General features: G+C 72.4%; 19 protein-coding genes. 11 read left to right on the plus strand and 8 right to left on the minus strand.

Annotation, left to right across the window (positions count from 1 at the left end):
• Together K4G64_RS11770 and K4G64_RS11775 are read left to right on the plus strand one after the other, a co-directional pair.
• A partial coding sequence (locus tag K4G64_RS11770) for a PQQ-binding-like beta-propeller repeat protein (RefSeq protein ID WP_260460348.1) occupies positions 1-1,320 on the plus strand: 1,320 nt, incomplete at its 5' end.
• 165 nt (positions 1,321-1,485) lie between these two features.
• Complete coding sequence (locus K4G64_RS11775) at positions 1,486-2,100, plus strand: hypothetical protein (RefSeq protein WP_221755974.1); 615 nt, start codon at positions 1,486-1,488, stop codon at positions 2,098-2,100.
• A gap of 31 nt (positions 2,101-2,131) precedes the next feature.
• Here K4G64_RS11775 and K4G64_RS11780 read toward each other — a convergent pair whose 3' ends face one another.
• Genes K4G64_RS11780 through K4G64_RS11790 form a run of 3 tightly spaced genes read right to left on the minus strand, consistent with a single transcriptional unit; the run spans position 2,132 to position 4,489 of the window.
• Complete coding sequence (locus K4G64_RS11780) at positions 2,132-2,908, minus strand: enoyl-CoA hydratase/isomerase family protein (protein WP_221755975.1); 777 nt, start codon at positions 2,906-2,908, stop codon at positions 2,132-2,134.
• Positions 2,905-3,318, minus strand: a complete 414-nt coding sequence (locus tag K4G64_RS11785) for a Zn-ribbon domain-containing OB-fold protein (protein WP_221755976.1) — start codon at positions 3,316-3,318, stop codon at positions 2,905-2,907. The genes K4G64_RS11780 and K4G64_RS11785 overlap by 4 nt, the downstream gene beginning before the upstream one ends.
• Positions 3,319-3,328: 10 nt before the next feature.
• The gene (locus K4G64_RS11790; RefSeq protein WP_221755977.1) at positions 3,329-4,489 is read right to left on the minus strand and encodes a lipid-transfer protein; all 1,161 of its coding nucleotides are present in this window, start codon (positions 4,487-4,489) and stop codon (positions 3,329-3,331) included.
• Positions 4,490-4,586: 97 nt separating this feature from the next.
• Between K4G64_RS11790 and K4G64_RS11795 the strand changes: the two genes are divergently transcribed.
• Positions 4,587-6,218 carry a FadD3 family acyl-CoA ligase gene (locus K4G64_RS11795; RefSeq protein ID WP_221755978.1) on the plus strand — a complete coding sequence of 544 codons (1,632 nt, stop codon included), beginning with the start codon at positions 4,587-4,589 and terminating at the stop codon, positions 6,216-6,218.
• Here the strand turns inward: K4G64_RS11795 and K4G64_RS11800 are convergent.
• Positions 6,184-7,110: an SMP-30/gluconolactonase/LRE family protein gene (locus tag K4G64_RS11800; RefSeq protein ID WP_221755979.1), complete on the minus strand. Its 927-nt coding sequence runs from the start codon at positions 7,108-7,110 to the stop codon at positions 6,184-6,186. The genes K4G64_RS11795 and K4G64_RS11800 overlap by 35 nt on opposite strands.
• Before the next feature lie 117 nt (positions 7,111-7,227).
• On the opposite strand from K4G64_RS11800, the gene K4G64_RS11805 reads away from it, so the two are divergent.
• Entirely contained in the window at positions 7,228-7,506 is a 279-nt protein-coding gene (locus K4G64_RS11805; protein WP_221755980.1) for a hypothetical protein, read from the plus strand.
• A gap of 65 nt (positions 7,507-7,571) precedes the next feature.
• On the plus strand, positions 7,572-7,901 hold the full coding sequence (locus K4G64_RS11810) for a hypothetical protein (RefSeq protein ID WP_374206401.1): 330 nt from the start codon (positions 7,572-7,574) through the stop codon (positions 7,899-7,901).
• An 85-nt stretch (positions 7,902-7,986) separates the two neighbouring features.
• Here K4G64_RS11810 and K4G64_RS11815 read toward each other — a convergent pair whose 3' ends face one another.
• Positions 7,987-8,163, minus strand: a complete 177-nt coding sequence (locus K4G64_RS11815) for a hypothetical protein (RefSeq protein WP_221755982.1) — start codon at positions 8,161-8,163, stop codon at positions 7,987-7,989.
• Between the two features lie 218 nt (positions 8,164-8,381).
• Positions 8,382-11,432, minus strand: a complete 3,051-nt coding sequence (locus tag K4G64_RS11820; protein WP_308122337.1) for a BTAD domain-containing putative transcriptional regulator — start codon at positions 11,430-11,432, stop codon at positions 8,382-8,384.
• Between the two features lie 226 nt (positions 11,433-11,658).
• Between K4G64_RS11820 and K4G64_RS11825 the strand changes: the two genes are divergently transcribed.
• The 6 genes from K4G64_RS11825 to K4G64_RS11850 all read left to right on the plus strand — a co-directional run bounded on the left by K4G64_RS11825 (position 11,659) and on the right by K4G64_RS11850 (position 19,101).
• A complete protein-coding gene (locus K4G64_RS11825; RefSeq protein ID WP_221755983.1) occupies positions 11,659-12,906 on the plus strand; it encodes an amidohydrolase family protein in 1,248 nt (415 codons plus the stop codon).
• A gap of 14 nt (positions 12,907-12,920) precedes the next feature.
• Positions 12,921-13,823 (plus strand): TIGR03619 family F420-dependent LLM class oxidoreductase, encoded by a 903-nt coding sequence (locus K4G64_RS11830; RefSeq protein ID WP_221755984.1) that lies wholly within the window; start codon positions 12,921-12,923, stop codon positions 13,821-13,823.
• Between the two features lie 9 nt (positions 13,824-13,832).
• Positions 13,833-14,603: an SDR family NAD(P)-dependent oxidoreductase gene (locus K4G64_RS11835; protein WP_221755985.1), complete on the plus strand. Its 771-nt coding sequence runs from the start codon at positions 13,833-13,835 to the stop codon at positions 14,601-14,603.
• Between the two features lie 96 nt (positions 14,604-14,699).
• The gene (locus K4G64_RS11840) at positions 14,700-15,818 is read left to right on the plus strand and encodes an LLM class flavin-dependent oxidoreductase (protein ID WP_221755986.1); all 1,119 of its coding nucleotides are present in this window, start codon (positions 14,700-14,702) and stop codon (positions 15,816-15,818) included.
• A gap of 104 nt (positions 15,819-15,922) precedes the next feature.
• On the plus strand, positions 15,923-17,653 hold the full coding sequence (locus K4G64_RS11845) for an amidohydrolase family protein (protein WP_221755987.1): 1,731 nt from the start codon (positions 15,923-15,925) through the stop codon (positions 17,651-17,653).
• Positions 17,650-19,101 (plus strand): aldehyde dehydrogenase family protein, encoded by a 1,452-nt coding sequence (locus K4G64_RS11850; protein ID WP_221755988.1) that lies wholly within the window; start codon positions 17,650-17,652, stop codon positions 19,099-19,101. Before K4G64_RS11845 ends, K4G64_RS11850 begins: the two co-directional genes overlap by 4 nt.
• Positions 19,102-19,107: 6 nt before the next feature.
• On the opposite strand, the gene K4G64_RS11855 is transcribed toward K4G64_RS11850, so the two are convergent.
• Both K4G64_RS11855 and K4G64_RS11860 read right to left on the minus strand, forming a co-directional pair.
• On the minus strand, positions 19,108-19,500 hold the full coding sequence (locus K4G64_RS11855) for a nitroreductase/quinone reductase family protein (protein ID WP_221755989.1): 393 nt from the start codon (positions 19,498-19,500) through the stop codon (positions 19,108-19,110).
• A 109-nt stretch (positions 19,501-19,609) separates the two neighbouring features.
• Positions 19,610-21,118, minus strand: coding sequence for a CehA/McbA family metallohydrolase (locus tag K4G64_RS11860; RefSeq protein ID WP_221755990.1), 1,509 nt, complete (start codon positions 21,116-21,118; stop codon positions 19,610-19,612).
• Positions 21,119-21,157 lie beyond the last annotated feature (39 nt).

The raw sequence follows: 21,157 nt of genomic DNA on the forward strand, positions 1-21,157 counted from the left end.
GATGACTACGGAAGCAGTAGCAGTAGCAGCAGCGGCGGCGGTTCCTACACCCGCAGGCCGGACTACGGCTCCACTCCGACGTCCTCCTCCGGTTCCGGCGGCGGCAAGGCCCTGAAGGACGGCACGGACCCCGCCGTGGGCCCCGCCGTCACCACCCCTCCCGCCCCGGCCGCGCCGCCGGAGCAGGCCGGGGGCTGGCGGCCCTGGCGCTTCCGCATGTCCAACGACGTCTGGGGCACGCCCTCGGTCGCCGACGACCTGGTCTACGTCACCTCGTTCGAGGTGCACGCCCTGGACGTCGCCACCGGCCGCCGCCGCTTCAAGACCCGGGACGTCGCCTGGTCCATGGCGGTCGCGGACGGCCGTATCCACGCCTCCGACGGACCCACGCTGTTCGCCCTGGACGCCCGTGAGGGCGCCGACCTGTGGCGGCTGCAGACGGACGCCTGGGTGTACTCGCTCCAGGCCGGCCGCGGCACCGTCGTCACCGGCACCCGCGGCGGCGGCGTCCAGGGCTGGGAGGCCTCCGGCGGCCAGAAGCTCTGGGAGGTCACCGGCTGCCAGTCCGACTTCGAGTCCCCCGAGGCCGGGCCCGCCCTGCACGACGGCACGGTCTACGTGTGGCAGGACGCCCGGCTGCGCGCCCTGGACGCCCGCACCGGCGAGGAGCGCTGGTCGTACCCGATCGGCGACGCGGCCTCCTGCGGCGGCGTCCCGATCCGGCTCACCCAGGCCACCGACGGCTACGTCTACGTCTGCGCCGGCACCCGCGTCCTCGCCCTGGACGTGGCCGCCGGGCACGTGAAGTGGCACTTCGAGGCCCCGGCCGTGTTCCTCTCCCCGCCCACCTTCGTCCCCGGCCCGGCCGTCACCGGCGGCGGCATCTACCTCGCCGACTACCTCGGCACGGTCTACGCCCTGGACGCCACCGACGGCCGCGACCGCTGGCGCATCGCCACCGAGTCCCGCTCCTCCGTCGACCCCGTCCTGGTCGCCGCCGGCCATGTCCACGTGGGCAGCGGCAAGGGCCTCTACACCCTCGACGCGGTCACCGGCACGCCCAAGTGGCGCTTCCAGGCGGGCGGCGACATCGTCGGCGCCCCCTCGGTGGCCGAGGGCCGGATCCACTTCGGCTCCACCGACCACCTGCTCTACACCCTGAAGGCCGACGACGGCCGGCTGCGGTGGAAACTCGCCACCGGCGGCGAGATCACCGGCTCCCCGGTCGTCCGGGACGGGGTGGTGTACGCGTGCAGCAAGGACCGCTGTGTGTACGCGCTGGACGCGGAGAAGGGCACGGGCACGGCGCGCACCGCCTGACCGGCCCGGGACGGCCGTCGTACCGATGTGCGGAAGGGGTTGCGGACGGCGGCCGTCGCTTGTAGGGAAGCGACTTCATCGCTTCCACCCCCGACGCTACGCCGGGTACGTGCCGGTCGCCACGCGGTGACATGACCGTGACAGGCGATCACTAGGCTGTCCCCCATGCGGATACGGGGGCGCAGGCTCAGGTTCACGGCGGTGCTGGTCCTGGTGGTACTGGCACTGACCGGTTTCTCCTCCGGCCGGGGCCGCGGCGGCAGCCACGGTCACGGCGGCGGAGGCGGCGGGTGCAGCAGTTCCAGCCAGGACCACGACAGTTCGCGGTCGTCCTCGTCCAGCGGCGGCGCGTACGGCTCCAGCAGTTCGAGCGGCGGGTCCTACGGCTCCGACGACGATGACTACGGAAGCAGTAGCAGTAGCAGCAGCGGCGGCGGTTCCTACACCCGCAGGCCGGACTACGGCTCCACTCCGACGTCCTCCTCCGGTTCCGGCGGCGGCAAGGCCCTGAAGGACGGCACGGCGCGGCTGGTGAGCTGCGCGACCTCCGCCCGGCCCTACGCGACGGTCGAGGTGAGCAACCCCAACGGCCGCAAGGCGGGCTTCTCCGTCTCGGTCACCTTCGAGGACGCCCAGGGCCTCACCGTCGTCAGCCGGTACGGGGACGTCACGGTCCCCGCGAACGGCAGGGCCACCGTCGACGTCCGGGTGGGCGGCTCGGGCCTGGTGGACTCGGTCGACCACTGCCAGGTCGACCGCCAGGCCCTCGTCGACGACTGACCGAGCTTACGCATGTACGAGGAAGCGACTGCTACTCCCGCAACCGGTACTCACGTGACCGCTTCCCGAACAACCGGGCCTGCCGCTCGCCCGTCGCGTTCCCGAGTGCGATGAGGTGCGGCGCCTGCGCGACCCCCTGCGAGCGCCCCGCCTCGCTCGCGGCCCACAGCGCCCGCACGGTCCCCTGCACGGCCTCGGTCGGATACCCGGCGAGAACGGCGGCGCACGAGGTCGCCGCCCTCAAGGCCTCGCCCTCCGCCACGAGTTCCGACACCAGCCCGACCTCGTACGCCCGCCGGGCCGAGATCCGTTCCGCCGTTCCCATCAACGCCATCCGGGCGACCTCCCCGTACGGCATGCGCTGTGCCATCAGCACGGACTCGTAGGCGCTGACCATTCCGTAGGTGGTGTGCGGGTCGAAGAAGGTGGCGGTGGTGTCCGCGACGAGGAACTCGGCCTCGCCCAGCAGGTAGAAGGCGCCTCCGCAGGCCATGCCGCGCACCGCGGCGACGACCGGCTTCCACAGGTCGTTCGCCTTGGGGCCGATGACGAGCAGCGGATCGTCCTGCGCGTACGGCGAGTTCGGCTGCGGCACGACGGCGTCCCGGTCGATGCCGGTGCAGAAGGCGCGTTCACCGGCCCCGGTGAGGACGATCGCGCGCACGGCGTCGTCGAAGCGCAAGTCGTGCCAGGTGGAGGTCAGTTCGTCGGCCATGGCGAGGTCGACGGCGTTGAGCCGCTCGGGCCGGTTCAGCGTCACCACGGCGACCCCGCTGTCCGGGTCGGCCCGCACGAGCACGCTCCTCATGGCCGCTCCGGAACCCACTGGACGAGGCCGTCGTGGAAGACGGCCCGCACCCGGGCGCCGATGCGCACGCTCTCCGGCGGGACGGAGCCGAGCGGCTCCCCGGCCCCCGCGACCAGGTTCCCCACCAGCCGGATGCGAGGTGCCTCGTCCAGCTCGACGACGACCACGTGGTACGGCGCGTGCGCCGCGTAGTCGGGCAGCAGCGGCGGATGGGCGACGACGTACGACCAGACCCGGCCCCGGCCGGACACCGGACGCCACTGGCTCTCGAAGGACTGGCAGTGCGGGCAGCAGGGCCGGGGCGGGAAGCGGAGCTCTCCGCACGCGGCGCAGGCCTGGACGCGCAGTTCACCCTGGGCGGCGTACTCCCAGAAGGGGGCGCCGTCGGTGTCGGGGACGGGACGCAGCATGAGCGGCTCCTCAACTCCTCAGCAGCAGGGCGGAGGTCGGGACACCTTCCCCGGCCGTGACCAGACAGGCGGAGGCGCCCGGCACCTGCGCGGTACTGGTCCCGCGCAGCTGCCTGACCCCCTCGTTGATCAGGTTGAAGCCGTGCACGTAGGCCTCGGACAGCCCGCCCCCGCCGGTGTTCACCGGCAGCAGCCCGCCGGTCTCCAGCGCCCCGCCCTCGGTGAACGCCCCGCCCTCACCGCGCCCACAGAAGCCGTAGCCCTCCAGGGAGAGCAGGACCAGGGGCGTGAAGGCGTCGTAGATCTGGGCGACGTCGACGTCCTCGGGGGCCAGGTCGGAGTGCTTCCACAGATGCCGGGCGGCGCTCCAGGCGGGGCCGGTCAGGGGGTCGTCGTTCCAGTAGTTGACCATGCCGTGGTGCTGGGCGGGGAGCGACTGGGCGACGGAATGGACGTAGACGGGTTTCCGGCGGCAGTCCCGGGCGCGCTCGGCGGAGACGACCACACAGGCCAGCGCCCCGTCCGTCTCCAGGCAGTTGTCGAACAGGCACAGCGGCTCGCTGATCCAGCGGGAGGTCATGTACATCTCGCGGGTCAGGGGGCGGTCGTACATGATCGCGGCGGGGTTCTGGTTGGCCCGGTTGCGGCAGGCGAGGGCAACGTTGAACAGGTGGTCGCGGGTGGCGCCGTACTCGTGCAGGTAGCGGCGGGTGAGCATCGCGATCTCGTCGGCGGGCCTCAGCAGCCCGTACGGGCGGGTCCACTGGGCCGGGGTCGGGAGCTGGACGGTGGTATTGGTCCAGGGCCGCGGCCCGCTGCCCCTCTTCCGGGACCGCCAGGCGACCCCGACGCTCGCCTGCCCGGCCGTGATGGCGGCGGCGAGATGGGCGACGGTGGCGCACGAACCCCCGCCGCCGAAGCCGACCTTGCTGAAGAAGGTGAGGTCACCGAAGCCGCAGGCCTTCGCCAGCTCCACCTCGTCGGTTTCCTCCATGGTGTAGGAGGCGAGGGCGTCGACCTCGCCGGGCGCGATCCCGGCGTCGTCGAGAGCGGCCAGGACGGCCCGGCAGGCCAGGGTGCGTTCGTCCTCCGGGAGCCGCTTGGCGAAGGGCGTCTGGCCTATGCCGACGAGAGCGGTGGCGTCCTTGAGGCCTCCCGATCCTGCTGCCATGCTGCGCGCACCTCCGGGGCCGAACGGTCGCTGACAGACCGTCAGATTACCGATAATCTGACGGGTAGTCAGCTCCTAGGGCGTGGGGAGGCGTGCGGTGCGAGCGGATACGGCATGGGAAAGCGTTCCGGACCTGGTCACGACGGCGGCCGAGCGCTACGCGGACGTCGAGGCGGTCGTCGAGGGCCGCGCCCGCGTCACCTACGCGGAACTCGGCGCACGCGTGGAGCGCGCGGCGGCGGCCTGCCTGGTCACCGGCGTCGAACCGGGCGACCGGGTCGCCATCTGGGCTCCCAACTCCCTCGACTGGATCGTCGCGGCCCTGGGCGCGGTGTCGGCCGGCGCCGTGCTCGTGCCGCTGAACACCCGGTTCAAGGGCGCCGAAGCCGCGGACGTCCTGCGCCGCAGCGGCGCCCGACTGCTGTTCATCACGGGCACGTTCCTCGGCACGTCGTACGTGGCGTCCCTGCGCCGGGCCGCCGGCGACGGCCCGGGCACCGGCCCCCTTCCCGGCCTGCCCGCCCTGAAGCACGCGGTCGTCCTCTCGGAGGACGCCCCGGCCGGCTTCCTGACCTGGAAGGACTTCCTGGCCGGCGGAGAAGGGGTGGGAACGGCGGAGGTGCGGCACAGGTCCGCGTCCGTCCAGGGCTCCTGGCCCTCGGACATCATCTTCACCTCGGGCACGACCGGCCGCCCCAAAGGTGCCGTCATCACCCACGACCAGACCCTGCGCGCCTACGACATCTGGGGCGACCTCGCGGGCCTCACCCGGGGCGACCGCTACCTGATCGTCAACCCCTTCTTCCACACCTTCGGCTACAAGGCCGGGGTGATCGCCTGCCTCATGCGGGGCGCCACGATGATCCCCCAGCCGGTGTTCGGCGTGGACACGGTCCTGGCCAACATCGCCGCCGAACGGGTCTCCGTACTCCCAGGCCCCCCGACCCTCCTCCAGTCCCTCCTGGACCACCCCGCACGCGACGCCCACGACCTCTCGGCCCTCCGCCTGGTCGTGACGGGAGCGGCGGTCGTGCCGCTGCGCCTGGTCGAGCGCCTGCGCACCGAACTCGGCATCGGCACGGTCCTCACGGCCTACGGCCTCTCCGAGGCTAGCGGCATCGTCACGATGTGCCGGCGCGGCGACGACCCGACGGTCATCGCCTCCACGTCGGGCCGCGCCGTCCCCGGCACGAAGATCCGGGTCGTGGACCCCGAGGGCCGGCCGATGGAACCCGGCCTGCCCGGCGAGGTCCTGGTGCGCGGCTTCAACGTCATGTCCGGCTACTACGAGGACGAGCAGGCCACCGCCGAGGTGCTGACCCCCGACGGCTGGCTGCGCACCGGTGACATCGGCGTCCTGGACGCGGCGGGCAACCTGCGCATCACCGACCGCCTCAAGGACATGTTCATCGTCGGCGGCTTCAACGCCTACCCCGCCGAGATAGAGCAGCTCCTGGGCCTGCACCCGGACGTGGCCGACGTGGCGGTGATCGGTGTACCGGACGCCCGGCTCGGTGAGGTCGGCCGGGCCTACGTCGTACGGCGCCCCGGCGCCCTGCTGACCGCCGACGACCTGATCGCCTGGTCGCGCAGGGAGATGGCGAACTACAAGGTCCCGAGGACGGTGGAGTTCGTCGCCGAGCTGCCGCGCAACGCGAGCGGGAAGGTCGTGAAGGGCGCCCTGCGGGACCGGGTCACCGGCCCACTGGCAGGGCCGGGGTGCCGGTGACCGACATCATCAGGGAGTACAGGGTGGTGTCGGCGGCGATGAACAGCCGGTTGCGCCGGGGACCGCCGAACCGCACGTTGGCGACGGTCCCGGGCACCAGGATGCGGCCCAGGAGCGTGCCGTCGGGGTCGTAGCAGTGCACGCCCCCGTCCATGGCGGCGGCCCAGAGCCGCCCCTCGTCGTCGAACCGGATGTTGTCGAAGGTGCCCTGGGCGCACGTCGTGAACACCTCGCCCCCGGAGAGCGAGGTCCCGTCCTCGTGGACGTCGAAGACGCGGATGTGGTTGGCGATGCTGTCGGACACGAACAGCCGCCGCTCGTCCGGCGAGAAGACCAGCCCGTTGGGCCCCTGGAACCCGTCGGCGACCAGCCGCACCTCGCCGCTCGCGGGGTCGACCCGGTAGACGTTCCGGGCGCCGATCTCGCTCTCGGCGCGATGCCCCTCGTAGTCGGTGGCGATCCCGAACTCGGGGTCGGAGAACCACACCGACCCGTCCGACCTCACCACGGCGTCGTTCGGGCTGTTGAGCCGCTTGCCCCGGAACCGCTCGGCGATCACCGTGACGGAGCCGTCGTGCTCGGTCCTGGTCACCCGCCGATCGCCCTGCTCACAGGTGACGAGCCGCCCCTGGGTGTCCAGGGTGCTGCCGTTCGGGTACCCGGCGGGGGAGCGGAACACCCCGACGGCCCCGGTCGTCTCGTCCCACCGCAGCAGCCGGTCGTTGGGGATGTCACTCCACACGAGATACCGCCCGGCGGGCACGTACACGGGCCCCTCGGCCCACCGGCACCCCTCGTAAAGCGTCTCCAGCCGCGAGTCCCCCGCCTGACACCGCCCCGTCCGGAACCGCTCGTCGAGGGTCTCGTAGAGATGGGGCTGCTCGCCGGGCATGGGGGCCGCCTTCATGAGTGGACCGACGGGTGATCTGCGCGAACCCACTATCGCGCGCCGCGTCCGGCGGCGCACCACGCCGGGCCGACGGCACTGAGGGCCGGTATGGTAAGCGGTATGGCAACGAAGAAGTACACCGTGACGCTGCCGGAGGAGCTTGCCGAGGAGATCCGGCAGGAGGTCGGGTCCGGCGGCTTCAGCGCCTACGTGACCCGGGCCATAGAGCGCCAGCGGGAGCAGGACCGGCTGGGAGAGCTGGTGACCTGGCTGGAGCACGAGCACCGACCCGTCACCGAGGCCGAGCTCGCGTCGGCCGAGGCCGAGCGCAGGGAGTTCGAGCGGCACTTCGCCGAGCAGGGGACGGGGACCGGCGAGCGGGACCGGAGGGCGAGCTAGTGGTGCCGTCCTGTTATGTGCTGGACTGCGAGGCGCTGTCCCGGGCCGTTCTCGGTGACCGGGTGATGCTCGCGCGGCTCAAGGACGCCCACCGCTCCGGTATCCGCGTCGTGACCGGCTCGATGACGCTGATCGAGGCCTACCACGGCCGGGTGAGGCGTGCTGCCTGGGCGTGGGCGATGTCGCGTGTCGTGGTGGAACCCGTGACACGCGAGGTCGCCGACGCCGCTGTCACCCTGCTCCAGGAAACCGGTCTGCACGGCCACGAGTACGCGATCGACGCGGCCCTGGCCGTGATCGCGAACCGGCAGCCCGCAGGCGTGGTGCTCTTCACGTCCGACGAGGACGACATGGGAAAGCTGTGCGGGCCGGGCGTGCGGGTCGTTCCGCTGTGACATGACGACACCTGCCCGCGGACACACCTCGGCCGCGACGGCTCCCCCTCCGCGCCGCCGCGGCCGAACCCCGTGCAACGGTGGCTTACTTCGTCGGCTTGAAAGGCTCCGACGTGGCGTGCAGGTCCTTCGTCTCCAGCGGCTCGCCCGTGGCGTGCAGGTCCTGCTTCTTGACGGCGTCCTTGTCCGTGGCGTGCAGGTCCTCGGTGCCGAGCGGCTCGTCCGTGGCGTGCAGGTCCTGTGGCTTGAGCTCGTTGCCCATGATCGTCAACTCCCCTTGGCATGGATCAAGCAGTGAGGTCGGCGGACCCGCCCGGTCACTCCCCCGAGGGTGGCCGGGCGGGCCCACCCGGGCCGCTCGCCCCGAACGACCGGAGCGAGGCCCGTGCGGTGACCCGTCTGCCCCCCGACGCGACGGATCGACTGCGTCCATCATGGCGTGGGGGGATAAACGAACGATGAACGCCCCGTCCCGCCCCCTCAGGCCGCTTGCACCGGGGACAGCAGCGCACGCACCTCGGCGGCCTCGGGCGAGCCCAACTCCTCGTAGATCGCGGCCGCTTCCTGCCAGCAGACCTGGGCGCGGCCGCTCTGGCCGATGCCGCTCAGCGCGCGTCCGAGGACCGTGAGGACGTTGCCCCGCCGCCACTCCCCGCCGATCCCGCGCAGGACCGTGAGGGCCATCTCGGCGTTGGCGGCGGCCCGCGCCGCACGCCGGGCGGCGAGATCCACCTCGGCCAGCCGGAACAGACTCATGCCCTCCCACAGGCGCTGCCTGCTGTCGCGGAACACCTCCAGCGCCTCCTGGAGCCGGTCGGCGGCGCTGCTCAGCTCCCCGCTCTGGGTGAGGGCGAGCCCGAGGGCGTAACGGGCGTTCGCCCCGCGCAGGGCGTTGCCCATGGCGTCGTAGATGTCGATGCCCTCCTGGGCCAGGGCGACCGCGCTCTGGGTGCGCCCGGTCGCGAGATGGATCCGGGAGAGGTTGCAGAGCGCGGCCGCCACGCCGGGGCGGTCGCCCAGGGCACGGAAGTGCTCGATGGCCCGGGAGAGGTGCTCCTCGCCGTCCGCGTGGCGGTTCTGGTAGAGCGCGATGATGCCGCGCGCGTTGCGCGCCCAGCAGACCGGGAGCAGGTCGTCGGACTCCTGCGCGAGGAGAATGGCCCGCTCCGCCTCCTCCTCGGCCCGTTCGAAACGGCCGCTCACGTGGTGGACGTTGACGAGCGTCATGAGCGCCCGGGCCTCCGCCCGCCCGAGCCCGTGCGAGCGGGCCGCGCCGACGAGCGCCTGTGCGGTCGCCTCGTACTCCTTGGAGTTGGCCCCCGACTCGGAGAGGTCGTGCGCCGCCCACAGCATGTCGATCGCCCGGGGGAGGGTCTCCGGCCGTCCCGCAGCCTGCCGTACACAGGCGAGGAGGCAGATGGCCTCCGCGTACAGCCAGTCCTGCGCGGCGTGCCGGTTGCCGAACCGCAGCCCCGGGTACGACGTGGGCTCCAGGTGGTCCACCAGCCGGTCCCCCGGCCGTTCGATCGCGTACACCCCGGCCGCGGACGCCAGGTAGAAGTCCAGCAGCCGGGACAGCGCCGAACTGCGTTCGCTCGGGGGGAGTTCGTCCCGTTCCGCACAGGCACGCGCGTAGAGCCGCACCAGGTCGTGGAAGCGGTAGCGGCCGGGGGCCGCCGATTCGAGGAGAGAGGTGTCCACGAGGGACTCCAGCAGGTCCTCCGTGTCCTCGACCGGCAGGTCGAGGACCGCCGCCGCTGCGGCCAGGGAGATGTCGGGGCCGTCCGCCAGGCCCAGCAGGCGGAACGCGCGGGCCTGGGCGGGTTCCAGCTGGCCGTAGCCGAGTTCGAAGGTGGCCTTGACGGCCAGGTCGCCGGCCTGGAGCTCGTCCAGGCGGCGGCGCTCGTCGGCGAGCTTCGCGGCGAGGACCGACACCGTCCAGGTGCGGCGGGCGGCCAGGCGGGACGCCGCGATGCGGATCGCCAGCGGCAGGAAGCCGCAGGCCGCGACCACGTCGAGCGCGGCCTTCCGCTCGGACGCCACCCGCTCCTCGCCCACGATCTTCGTGAACAGCGCCAGCGCCTCGTCCGGGGACATCACGTCGAGGTCGATCAGGTGGGCGCCGGCCAGGTCCAGCATCCGCACCCGGGAGGTCACCAGCGCGGCGCAGCCGTCCGTGCCGGGCAGCAGGGGCCGCACCTGGGCGGCGTCCCGGGCGTTGTCCAGCAGGACCAGTACCCGGCGCCCGGCGAGGACCGAGCGGTAGAGGGCCGCGCGCTCCTCCAGGGAGTCGGGGATGGCCGAGTCGGCCGTGCCGAGGGCGCGCAGGAAGGAGCCCAGGACCGTCTCCGGCTCCGCCGCCCGGGCGCCCGCGCCCTGGAGGTCGACGTACAGCTGCCCGTCGGGGAAGGCCGCACGCGCCTGGTGCGCCACGTGCACCGCCAGGGTCGTCTTGCCGACGCCGCCGATGCCGGCCAGCGCCGACACCGCCATGACCCGGCCCTCGGCGGAGGCCAGGATGTCGCCGAGCTCCCGTACGAAACCGGAGCGGCCGGTGAAGTCCGGCACGGTCGCGGGCAGTTGTGCCGGGCGGACCGGGGCGGAGGCCGGTTCGGACGCCGGGGAGGAGGGTTCCGCCAGCCCGGGGTCCGCCCGGAGGATCCGCTGCTGCAGCTCGCTCAGGCCGGGGCGCGGGTCCACGCCCAGTTCGTCGGCGAGCAGGCGGCGGGTGTCGGCGTAGACGGCCAGTGCCTCGGCCTGGCGGCCGCTGCGGTAGAGCGCCAGCATCAGGAGTTCGCGGAGCCGCTCCCGGAGGGGATGGGCCGCGGTGAGGGCCGTGAGCTCCGAGACGGCCTCGGCGTGGCAGCCCTGCTCCAGGTCCATGTCGAGGCGCGATTCGACGAGCTGGAGCCGCCACTCCTCCAGCCGGACGCGCTGGGCCTGCGCGTACGGGCCCGGCACTCCGGCCAGGGTCTCCCCGTCCCACAGGGCGAGGGCGCGGCGCAGGGTCTCGCGGGCCTGGCCGAGGTCGCCCGCGGAGCGGGCCTTCTCCGCCCCGGTCGCCAGGTCCTGGGCGACGGTGAGGTCCAGGGCGTCCTCGGCGAGGTCGCGGACCGCGTAGCCGCCGGACTCGCTGACCAGGACGGGGGTGGGCGCGGTGCCGCCGGACCGGCGGGCCTCGCCGCCCGGGTCCAGCACCTTGCGCAGGCGGGAGGCGTACGTCCGTACCGCCGCCAGCGCCTGCGAGGGCGGTTCCTCGCCCCACAGGGCGTCGATGAGCTCCGCCGCCGTGGCGGTGCGGCCCTCGCGCAGCAGCAGGGCGGCGAGCAGGGCGCGTTGCTGGGGGGACCCGGTGGTGACCGGCTCGTCACCACGCCAGGCGCGCACGGGCCCGAGCACGCTGAAGCGCAGAGCGGCGGACTCCGCCGGCCGCTCCGCCTCGGTCGTCGTCGCCGGCTCCGACGCCATCGGCGCGGAGTCGGGACGCCGCTGCTCCGGTACGCGCGGCACACCGTCCGGTACACCGTCCATGCAGTCCCCCTAGACATCCTGAGCAACCAGGCCAGTTTGCCTTGTTGGCGACGGATACGTCAGCCGTGGGAGACACCGATCACAGGGCGGCACACGGGAGTCCACCAGGTCTGCACACTCTCTCCGCGCTCATCCGGCCGGACCGTGTGATTCCCGCCGTCACGGCCGGAACCGGCCCCGGTACAGATAGCTGACGCCTCGTCAGATCGGCGCTACCGTGAGCGGCATGGACACCCACGACAGCACCTTTCCGCTGATCATCTCCGTGGACGACCACACCGTGGAGCCCGCGAGCGTCTGGCAGGACCGGCTTCCGCGGAAGTACCGGGAGGTGGGACCGCGTATCGTCCGGGCCCCCGTGAAGGAAATGACGTTCCTCGGAGGCCGCTTCAAGCCGGTGATGGGGGAGCCCGGCGACGACGGGCCGGTCGGGGACTGGTGGGTCTACGAGGAGCTGCGGCGGCCCCTGACCCGGCTCGACACCGCCGTGGGGTACGACAGGGACGAGATCAGGCTCGAGGTCATCACGTACGAGCAGATGCGCCCGGGTTCTTATGACGTCACCTCCCGCCTTGCCGACATGGACGTCAACCACGTCCAGTCCGCCCTGTGCTTCCCGACCTTCCCGCGCTTTTGCGGCCAGACCTTCACCGAGGCCAAGGACCACGAACTGGGCCTGCTCTGCGTGCGCGCCTACAACGACTGGATGGTGGAGGAGTGGTGCGGCCCGGACGCGCAGGGCCGACTCATACCCCTGCCGCTCATCCCCCTCTGGGACGCCGAGCTGGCGGCGGCCGAGGTCCGGCGCAACGCCGCCCGCGGGGTGCGTGCCGTCGCCTTCTCCGAGATACCGCCGTTCCTCGGACTGCCCTCGATCCACACCGACGGCTGGGACCCCTTCCTCCGGGCGTGCGACGAGACCGGCACCGTCGTCGCCATGCACATCGGCTCCAGCAGCCGCATGCCCTCCACCTCCGCCGACGCCCCGCCCGCCGTCGGCTCCACCATCACGTACGCCAACTGCTGCTTCTCTATGGTCGACTGGCTGATGAGCGGCAAGTTCGAGCAGTTCCCGAACCTCAAGGTCATGTACGCCGAGGGGCAGATCGGCTGGATCCCCTACATCCTGGAGCGCGCCGACGTGGTGTGGGAGGAGAACCGCGGCTGGGGCGGCGTCGCCGACAAGGTGCACCGGCCGCCGTCCGAGCTCTTCGCCGAGCATGTCCACGGCTGTTTCTTCGACGACGCCTTCGGGCTGCGCAACCTGGACTCCATCGGCGTCGGCAACGTCCTCTACGAGACCGACTACCCGCACTCCGACTCCACCTGGCCCAAGTCCCGCGAGGTCGGCGAGGCGCAGATGGGGCACCTGGAGCCCGACGTGGTCGAGCGGATCGTGCGGGGCAACGCCATCGAGCTGCTCGGGCTCACGGAGGAAGGGCTGTGGCCGGGCGGCGCCGGTGGTGCGCGGTGAGCCTGCGGTACGGGATGCAGCTTCCCGTCCAGTCGCAGAGCACCCTCTACGCCGAGGGCTGGGAGGCGGAGGCAGGGCCCGACGACCTGCTGGAGATCGCCCGCGCCGCCGACCGTGCCGGGTTCGACTACCTGGCCGGCTGCGACCACGTCGCCATCCCGCGACGCCTCGCCGCCGCGATGAGCACCGTCTGGTACGACCCCGTCGCCACACTCGCCTTCCTCGCCGCCGCCACCGAACGCGTCCGGCTGCTCAGCCATGTCGCGATCGTCGGGCTGCGGCACCCCCTGCTCACCGCCAAGCAGTACGCCACCCTCGACCACCTCAGCGGAGGCCGGCTGATCCTCGGGGTCGGCGCCGGGCACGTCCAGGAGGAGTTCGAGGCCCTGGGCGTGGACTTCCGGCAGCGCGGGCCCGTGCTCGACGAGTGTCTCGACGCCCTGCGTGCCGCCCTCGGGCCCGAGGAGTTCCCCGAGCACCACGGCAAGCTGTACGACTTCGAGGGGCTCGGGCAGCGGCCCCGGCCGGCACAGGACCGGGTCCCGGTCTGGGTCGGCGGCTCCTCACCCCCCGCCGTACGACGGGCCGCGCTCAAGGGCGACGGCTGGCTGCCGCAGGGGGATCCGAGGGACCGGCTGCCCGGGCAGATCGCCCGCATCAGGGAGCTGCGCGAACAGGGCGCTCTGCAGGGCCCGTTCACCGTGGGGGCCATCGTCGAGCCGCTGTACGTCGGCACGCCCCGGTGGGAGGTGGGGCGCCGGACCCTCACCGGGGGGCCGCAGGAGCTCGCCGAGTCGCTGCGGGCGTACCGGGCGATGGGCGTGCACCAGATCCAGGTGCGGTTCCGCAGCCGGAGCCGCAGCGAACTCACCGACCAGATGGCGGCGTTCGGCGCCGAGGTCGCCCCCGAGCTGTGAGGAGACCCCATGGGCAAGCTCGACGGACGGGTCGTCATCGTCACCGGCGCCGCACGCGGCCAGGGTGAGCAGGAGGCCCGGCTCTTCGCGGCCGAGGGGGCCCGGGTGGTCGTCGCGGACGTCCTCGACGACCAGGGCGAGGCCCTCGCGAAGGAGATCGGTGCGCGGTACGTCCATCTCGACGTGGGCCGGGAGGACGACTGGCAGGCCGCCGTCGCCGCCGCCAAGGACGCCTACGGCCGGGTCGACGGGCTCGTCAACAACGCCGGCATCCTGCGCTTCAACTCCCTCCTCGACACCCCCCTCGACGAGTTCATGCAGGTCGTCCGGGTCAACCAGGTGGGCTGCTTCCTGGGCATCAGGGCGGTCGCACCGGAGATGGCCGACGGCGGCACGATCGTCAACACCGCCTCCTACACGGGCCTGACCGGGATGGCCGCGGTGGGTGCCTACGCGGCGTCCAAACACGCCGTCGTCGGGCTGACCCGGGTCGCCGCCCTGGAGCTGGCCGGGCGCGGGATACGCGTCAACGCCGTCTGCCCCGGGGCCATCGACACGGCGATGTCCAACCCGGCGAGGCTGGACCCCGCCGCCGACCCGGAGCAGACGTCCAAAGGCCTCGACCGGCTGTACCGCACGCTGGTGCCACTGGGCAGGGTCGGGCAGCCCGAGGAGGTGGCCCGGCTCGCGCTGTTCCTGACCTCGGAGGACTCCTCGTACATCACGGGGCAGCCGTTCGTGATCGACGGCGGGTGGCTGGCCGGGGTCAACGTCATCTGACGTTCCGTCAGGTATTGACGCTCCCGGAGGCCGGTGGAACAGTCTGACTCACAAATCTGACGAGGCGTCAGAAAAACACAGGGGCGGTGAACCTCCTTGGAATTCGGCATCTTCGTTCAGGGATACGTCGGCAAACGGGCCGAGACCGACCCGCTCGCCGAGCACAAGGCGCTGATGGAGGAGACCGAGTACGTCATCCAGGCGGACAAGTCCGGCTTCAAGTACGCCTGGGCCTCCGAGCACCACTTCCTGGACGAGTACTCGCACCTGTCCGCCAACGACGTCTTCCTCGGCTACCTGGCCCACGCGACCGAGCGGATCCACCTGGGCTCCGGCATCTTCAACCCGCTGGCCCCGGTCAACCACCCGGTGAAGGTCGCCGAGAAGGTCGCGATGCTCGACCACCTCAGCGGCAACCGCTTCGAGTTCGGCAGCGGTCGGGGCGCCGGATCGCACGAGATCCTCGGGTTCATGCCGGGGGTGACCGACATGAACCACACCAAGGAGCTCTGGGAGGAGACCATCGCCGAGTTCCCCAAGATGTGGCTCCAGGACGAGTACCAGGGCTTCCAGGGCAAGCACTGGTCGCTGCCGCCGCGCAAGGTCCTGCCGAAGCCGTACGGCGGGGCGCACCCGGCGATGTGGTACGCGGCCGGGTCGCCGCCGTCGTACGCCATGGCCGCGAAGAAGGGGCTCGGCGTGCTCGGCTTCAGCGTGCAGAAGGTCTCCGACATGGAGTGGGTGCTGGAGCAGTACAAGACGGCGATCGTGGACGCGGAGCCGGTCGGGGCGTTCGTGAACGACAACGTGATGGTGACGACCACGGCGATCTGCGCGCCGACCCATGCGGAGGCGGTGCGGATCGCGGCGAGCGGGGGGCTGCACTATCTGCCCTCGCTGGTGTTCCGGTACCACGACACGTTCCCGCGGCCCGAGGGGTTTCCGGTGTGGCCGGAGACGCTGCCGGAGTACACCGAGGAGTTCGTGGAGGTGCTCATCGAGGAGGAGTTGCTGATCTGCGGGGATCCGGACGAGGTGCTGCGGCAGTGTGAGCGGTGGGAGCGGGCCGGGGCGGATCAGTTGAGTTTCGGGTTGCCGGTGGGGGTGCCGAAGGAGGAGACGCTGCAGACGATTCGGTTGGTCGGGGAGTACGTGATTCCCAAGATCGATACGGATCCCGTGCACCGAACGTCCCGTTTCCGGCAGAGCGCGTAATCGCCGTAGAGCCGCGGGCCGACCGGCGAGTGCGGGCGGTGCATGGCTTGTCGCGCAGTTCCCCGCGCCCCTTGGGGGCATCCAGCTCGAGGAGTTGAGTGGGCATGCTCGATCACGTCATCAAGGGTGTGACCGTCGTGGACGGGACGGGCACTCCCGCTTTCACCGCCGACGTCGGCATCAAGGACGGGCGGATCGCCGTCATCGGCGAGGTGATCCAGGAAGCCTCCACCACCGAGGACGCTCACGGCCTCGTCCTCACCCCCGGCTTCGTCGATCCCCACACCCACTACGACGCCCAGCTGTTCTGGGACCCGTACGCCACGCCCTCGCTCAACCACGGGGTCACCACCGTCGCCGGGGGGAACTGCGGGTTCACGCTGGCGCCGCTGCATCCCGAGCGGCCCGGGGACGCCGACTACACACGGCGGATGATGTCCCGGGTCGAGGGCATGGCGCTGGTGGCGCTGGAGGAGGGGGCGCCCTGGAACTGGCATTCCTTCGGGGAGTACCTGGACGCCCTGGAGGGGCGGATCGCGGTCAACGCCGGGTTCATGGTGGGGCACTGTGCGCTGCGGCGGTACGTGATGGGACCGGAGGCGGTGGGCGGGCAGCCGAGTCGGGAGCAGCTCGCCGCGATGGTCGGGCTGCTGCGGGAGGCCATGGACGCCGGGGCGTGGGGGCTGTCCACCACCCAGTCGACCAGTCACTCCGACGGCGACGGGCAGCCCGTCGCCTCGCGGCACGCCCAGCCTGCCGAACTGCTGGCGCTGTCGCGGGCCGTCGGGGAGTGCGAGGGCACGCAGATCGAGGCGATCGTCGCGGGCTGTCTGGATCAGTTCAGCGACGCGGAGATCGATCTGTTCGTGGAGATGAGCGCGGTGGCGGGGCGGCCGCTGAACTGGAACGTGCTGACGATCGACGCGGCCGTTCCCGAGCGCGTGCCCCGGCAGCTGCTCGCGAGCGAGCAGGCGCGGAAGGCCGGCGGCAGGGTCGTGGCGCTGACCATGCCGATCCTCACACCCATGAACATGTCGCTGGGGACGTTCTGCGCGCTGAACCTCATCCCCGGGTGGGGGCCGGTGCTCGGGCTGCCCGTGCCCGAGCGGATCGAGAAACTGCGGGATCCGCGGGTGCGGGCCGAGCTGCTGCGGCGGGCCCGGTCCAAGGAGGCGGGTGTCTTCCGGCGGCTGTCGAACTTCGGGCGGTACGTCATCGGCGACACCTACAGCGAGGCGAACGCCGGGCTCACCGGGCGGGTGGTGAACGACATCGCAGAGGAGCGCGGCCAGGAGCCCTTCGCCTGTCTGGTGGAGATCTGCGCCAACGACGGTCTGCGCACGGTGCTGTGGCCGATGCCGACCGACAACGATCCGGCGTCCTGGGCGCTGCGGGCTCAGACCTGGAGCCACGAGGACGTGCTGCTGGGCGGGTCCGACGCGGGTGCTCATCTGGACCGGATGTGCGGGGCGCCGTACACCACCCGGTTCCTCGGGGACTGCCTGCGGGGGCGGAAGCTGGTCGGCCTGGAGCAGGCCGTGAAGATGCTCACCGACGACCCGGCCCGGCTCTTCGGACTGCGGGAGCGGGGGCGGATCAGGGAGGGCTGGCATGCCGACCTGGTCCTGTTCGACCCGGAGCGGATCGACGCGGGCCCGGCCACCCTGGTGCACGACCTGCCGGGCGGCAGCCCCCGGCTGGACTCGCGGGCGCTCGGCGTACGGGCCGTCTGGGTCAACGGGGTCGAGGCGATCAGGGACGACGTGGTGACGGGGGCCGTGCCGGGCCGGGTGCTGCGCTCCGGGCGGGACACGGAGACGGTGAGCACGCGGTGACGGCACGGCAGTCGCTGTTCGTCGGCGGCTCCTGGGTGGAGCCGGACGGCGGGCACCACGAGGTGATCGACCCGGCGGGCGAGCAGACCGTCGGGTGGGCGCCGGAGGCCTCGCGGGATCAGGTGCTCGCGGCCTGTGCCGCGGCCCGCGAGGCCTTCGGGCCGTGGTCGCGCACCTCTCCGGAGGAGCGGGCCGCGGTGCTCGGCCGGGCGGCGGGGATCATCGCCGGCCGGCTGACGGAGTACGCGGAACTGGCCCGGGCGGAGACGGGCGCGACGCTCGGCACCGCACGCGGCATGCAGGTGGGCGTCGCCGCCGCCCGTTTCCGGCGCTACGCGCGCGTGGAGCCCGCCGAGTGGGCGATCCCGCCCCAGATCAACGAGGCCGGGCCGATGGGGAAGGCCGGGGTGATGGGCGCCCTGGCCGTCCGGCAGCCCGTCGGGGTCGTCACCTGCATCACCTCGTACAACAACCCGTGGGCCAACCCGGCCGGCAAGGTCGCCCCCGCCCTGGCGATGGGCAACACGGTCGTGGTGAAGCCGGCTCCGCAGGACCCGCTGTCGGTCTACCGGATGGCCGAGGCGCTGGAGGCGGCGGGCGTGCCGCCGGGCGTCGTGAACGTCGTCAGCGGTTCCCGTACGGAGGTCGGCGAGGCGGCCGTCGCCTCGCCGGACGTCGACATGGTGAGCTTCACCGGCTCCACGGCGGTCGGGCAGCGCATCGCCGAGGTGTGCGGGCGGGGCATGAAACGGCAGTTGATGGAGCTGGGCGGGAAGGGCGCGGCCGTCGTCTTCGACGACGCGGACCTGGGCTCGGCCGTCGCCGGGATCGGCACCACCTTCTCCTTCTACAGCGGCCAGATCTGCACGGCACCGACGAGGGTGCTGGCGCAGCGCGGGATCCACGACCGGCTGGTGGAGCAACTGGCCGCCTACGCCCGGCGGCTGAAGGTCGGGGACCCAGGCGAGTGGGACACCGTGGTCGGGCCGGTGATCTCGGCGGCGCACCGGGACCGGGTGGAGTCGTACGTCGAACTGGGCCGCAAGGAAGGCGCGGTGGTGGTGGCGGGCGGCGAACGCCCGGATCTGCCCAGCGGCTTCTACGTCGCCCCGACCCTCCTGGCGGACTGCACCAACGACATGCGCGTGGTCCGCGAGGAGATCTTCGGGCCGGTGGTGTCCGTCGTCCCCTTCGACGACGAGGAGGAGGGGATCGCGCTGGCCAACGACACCGACTACGGGCTCATCGACTACGTCTGGTCGGGCGACGTGGCCAGGGCCTTCCGGGTGGCGCGCCGGCTGCGGGCCGGGGGCGTCGGGATCAACACCGTGGGGCGGAACATGGAGGCGCCCTTCGGAGGCTTCAAACGCAGCGGTGTCGGCCGGGACGTCGGCAGCCACGCGCTGCACGCCTACAGCGAGGTGCAGGCGATCGTCTGGCCGGGGTGACGCCCCTCAGGCCTCCAGATCCACCCGCACGGTCAGCAGGTTCGTCCCGAGGGCCCGCACGCCCAGGCTGTTGACCCGGGGCAGCCCCCGCAGCCGCGCCACCGGGTCGTCCTCGGGCATCAGATGGGCGGTGCCCTCGTGCCACCGGCCGCGGATCCGTACCCGCACCCGCGGATCGGCCTTGATGTTGCGTACGTACTGCGACTTTTCGCCGAACTCCGACACCAGCCAGAAGGAGCCGCCGACGCGGCGTCCGCCCACCGGCGTCCGGCGGGGCAGGCCCGAGACGCGGCCCGTGGTCTCCAGGACCGTCTGGAGGGGGAGGCGGCGCAGGATCGGGTTGAGGCGGCGCTGGAAGGCCGTCGTCGCGCGGAACCTCAGGTCGGTGCGGCGGGACATCGTCTTCGGGTCTCCTTCGGCACGGAGCTCTCACGGTTCTGCAACGGCTCCTGCTTCAATGATTGCCCTCTACGTCCGTGCTCCACATAAGGGGGCCCGACACCCGATCTCACTGACGTCCGAAAAAGATCGGGTTGGTGAACGCCGCCAGCGCGCCGGGGAGCGGGCCCGCGGCCGCCTCGTGCCGCAGTTCGGCCCGTACGTACGCCGCGTAGGACGGGGTCGTGCGCCACTCGACCACGCCCGAGCCGGAGACCGGCAGCGGGTCGCTGGTGTGCAGGACGCCCTGGTCGGTGACGAGGCGGACCGTGCAGCGCGGGGCGCCGGTGACCTCGAGGCGGACGGTGACGGGGTTGTCGCGGCCGACGGTGAGCCGCTCGCCGATGCCCGCGTGCTCGCCGCGTCCGCCGGACGCCCGCAGCGACAGCGTGACCCGTGCGGACTCCGCGACGTAGGACCGCCCCGCCCGGATGCCCTCCTGGATCGCCTCCCGGGTCAGGTCGTCGGCCAGGACGACCGTCTGGGGGCTGCCCACGGCGTCCGGGGAGCGGTGGGCGTCGCTGCTGCCCATCGCGGGGAGCCAGCCGCGCCCGTCCCGTACGGACGCCACGAGCATGCTGTCCCAGTCGGCCAGCGCGACCTCGTCGTCGGGTGTGTAGGGGCCGTTCCACACCTCGATCGCGTCCGCCTCGCCGAAGCCGAACTTCCAGTTGCAGCCGACGCAGGTGGCGTGCGGGTGGGCCGGGACGACCAGGCCGCCGGCGCGGCGGATCTGCCGGGCGAACCGGCCGAAGCGGTTGTCGCGGGCCCGGTAGCGCCAGTCGACGAAGGTGCCCGGGTCGGTGCCGAGCGCGACGACGTGCCCGTTGCGGGTGGTGATCTCCTCGCCCAGCATGACGAGCAGGTCGTCCGCGGCCACGTCGGCCCAGTGGGCGTGCGCGGAGTGCGTGTTGTGCTCGGAGGAGTTGATGAAGTCCAGGCCGGCCGCGCGGGCCAGCTCCCCGATCTCGGCGGGGGTGCGACGGCCGTCGGAGTGCCAGGAGTGCAGATGGCAGTCGCCCCGGTACCAGGCCCGGCCCCGTCCCTTGGCACGCTCCGGCGGATACACCGGCTCGGCGGCCTCGCCCGGCTCCCCGTAGGTCAGCGTGATGGTGATCTCGTACGACAGGCCCTGCGGGGCGACGGTGTACGGGCCGAGCGCGATGTGCCAGGTGCCCTCGCGCACCGGGCCGGGAAGGTAGCCGGGCGTCGCGTCGTCCGCGCGGATGAAGAACTCGGTGCGCGCCCCGCCCGACCAGCCCCGGAAGCCCCGGCCGCCGAGCTCGGTGCCGCGGTCGTCGAAGACGCCGATGTCGAGGGCGTTGCCCGTGGTCCCGGCCGGGACGGACGGCCGGTCGTAGGTGTAGGCGACCTTGAGCTCCCGGACCCCGGCCGGGACCTCGACGGGCACGTACACGAAGTCCGGGGAGCCGGGCGGCAGCGTGCCGCGCACGGTTCTGCTCTCCCGGTCCCCGTCGGCCGCTGAAGCGAAGCTCACGCTTCCCAACGTAAGCGCGGCCGCCGCTCCCGTCACGAACAGAGCGCGCCGACCGAGCCCGCCGTGGCTGTCCTCGCACATGCTGCTGCTCCCCAGGTGTCGTCGGTGACATGGCGTGGG

Origin of the sequence: Streptomyces sp. WAC04114, assembly GCF_019733245.1 — a bacterium.
Lineage (GTDB): Bacteria > Actinomycetota > Actinomycetes > Streptomycetales > Streptomycetaceae > Streptomyces > Streptomyces massasporeus_A.

Bases quoted from the DNA above. Each gene is read 5' to 3' on its own strand.
- K4G64_RS11810 (WP_374206401.1), top strand. From the start codon at position 7,572: ATGCTCGCGCGGCTCAAGGACGCCCACCGCTCCGGTATCCGCGTCGTG.
- K4G64_RS11805 (WP_221755980.1), top strand. From the start codon at position 7,228: ATGGCAACGAAGAAGTACACCGTGACGCTGCCGGAGGAGCTTGCCGAG.
- K4G64_RS11845 (WP_221755987.1), top strand. From the start codon at position 15,923: ATGCTCGATCACGTCATCAAGGGTGTGACCGTCGTGGACGGGACGGGC.
- K4G64_RS11855 (WP_221755989.1), bottom strand. From the start codon at position 19,500: ATGTCCCGCCGCACCGACCTGAGGTTCCGCGCGACGACGGCCTTCCAG.
- K4G64_RS11785 (WP_221755976.1), bottom strand. From the start codon at position 3,318: ATGCTGCGTCCCGTCCCCGACACCGACGGCGCCCCCTTCTGGGAGTAC.
- K4G64_RS11790 (WP_221755977.1), bottom strand. From the start codon at position 4,489: ATGGCAGCAGGATCGGGAGGCCTCAAGGACGCCACCGCTCTCGTCGGC.
- K4G64_RS11780 (WP_221755975.1), bottom strand. From the start codon at position 2,908: ATGAGGAGCGTGCTCGTGCGGGCCGACCCGGACAGCGGGGTCGCCGTG.
- K4G64_RS11835 (WP_221755985.1), top strand. From the start codon at position 13,833: ATGGGCAAGCTCGACGGACGGGTCGTCATCGTCACCGGCGCCGCACGC.
- K4G64_RS11860 (WP_221755990.1), bottom strand. From the start codon at position 21,118: ATGTGCGAGGACAGCCACGGCGGGCTCGGTCGGCGCGCTCTGTTCGTG.
- K4G64_RS11815 (WP_221755982.1), bottom strand. From the start codon at position 8,163: ATGGGCAACGAGCTCAAGCCACAGGACCTGCACGCCACGGACGAGCCG.
- K4G64_RS11820 (WP_308122337.1), bottom strand. From the start codon at position 11,432: ATGGACGGTGTACCGGACGGTGTGCCGCGCGTACCGGAGCAGCGGCGT.
- K4G64_RS11825 (WP_221755983.1), top strand. From the start codon at position 11,659: ATGGACACCCACGACAGCACCTTTCCGCTGATCATCTCCGTGGACGAC.
- K4G64_RS11800 (WP_221755979.1), bottom strand. From the start codon at position 7,110: ATGCCCGGCGAGCAGCCCCATCTCTACGAGACCCTCGACGAGCGGTTC.
- K4G64_RS11775 (WP_221755974.1), top strand. From the start codon at position 1,486: ATGCGGATACGGGGGCGCAGGCTCAGGTTCACGGCGGTGCTGGTCCTG.
- K4G64_RS11830 (WP_221755984.1), top strand. From the start codon at position 12,921: ATGCAGCTTCCCGTCCAGTCGCAGAGCACCCTCTACGCCGAGGGCTGG.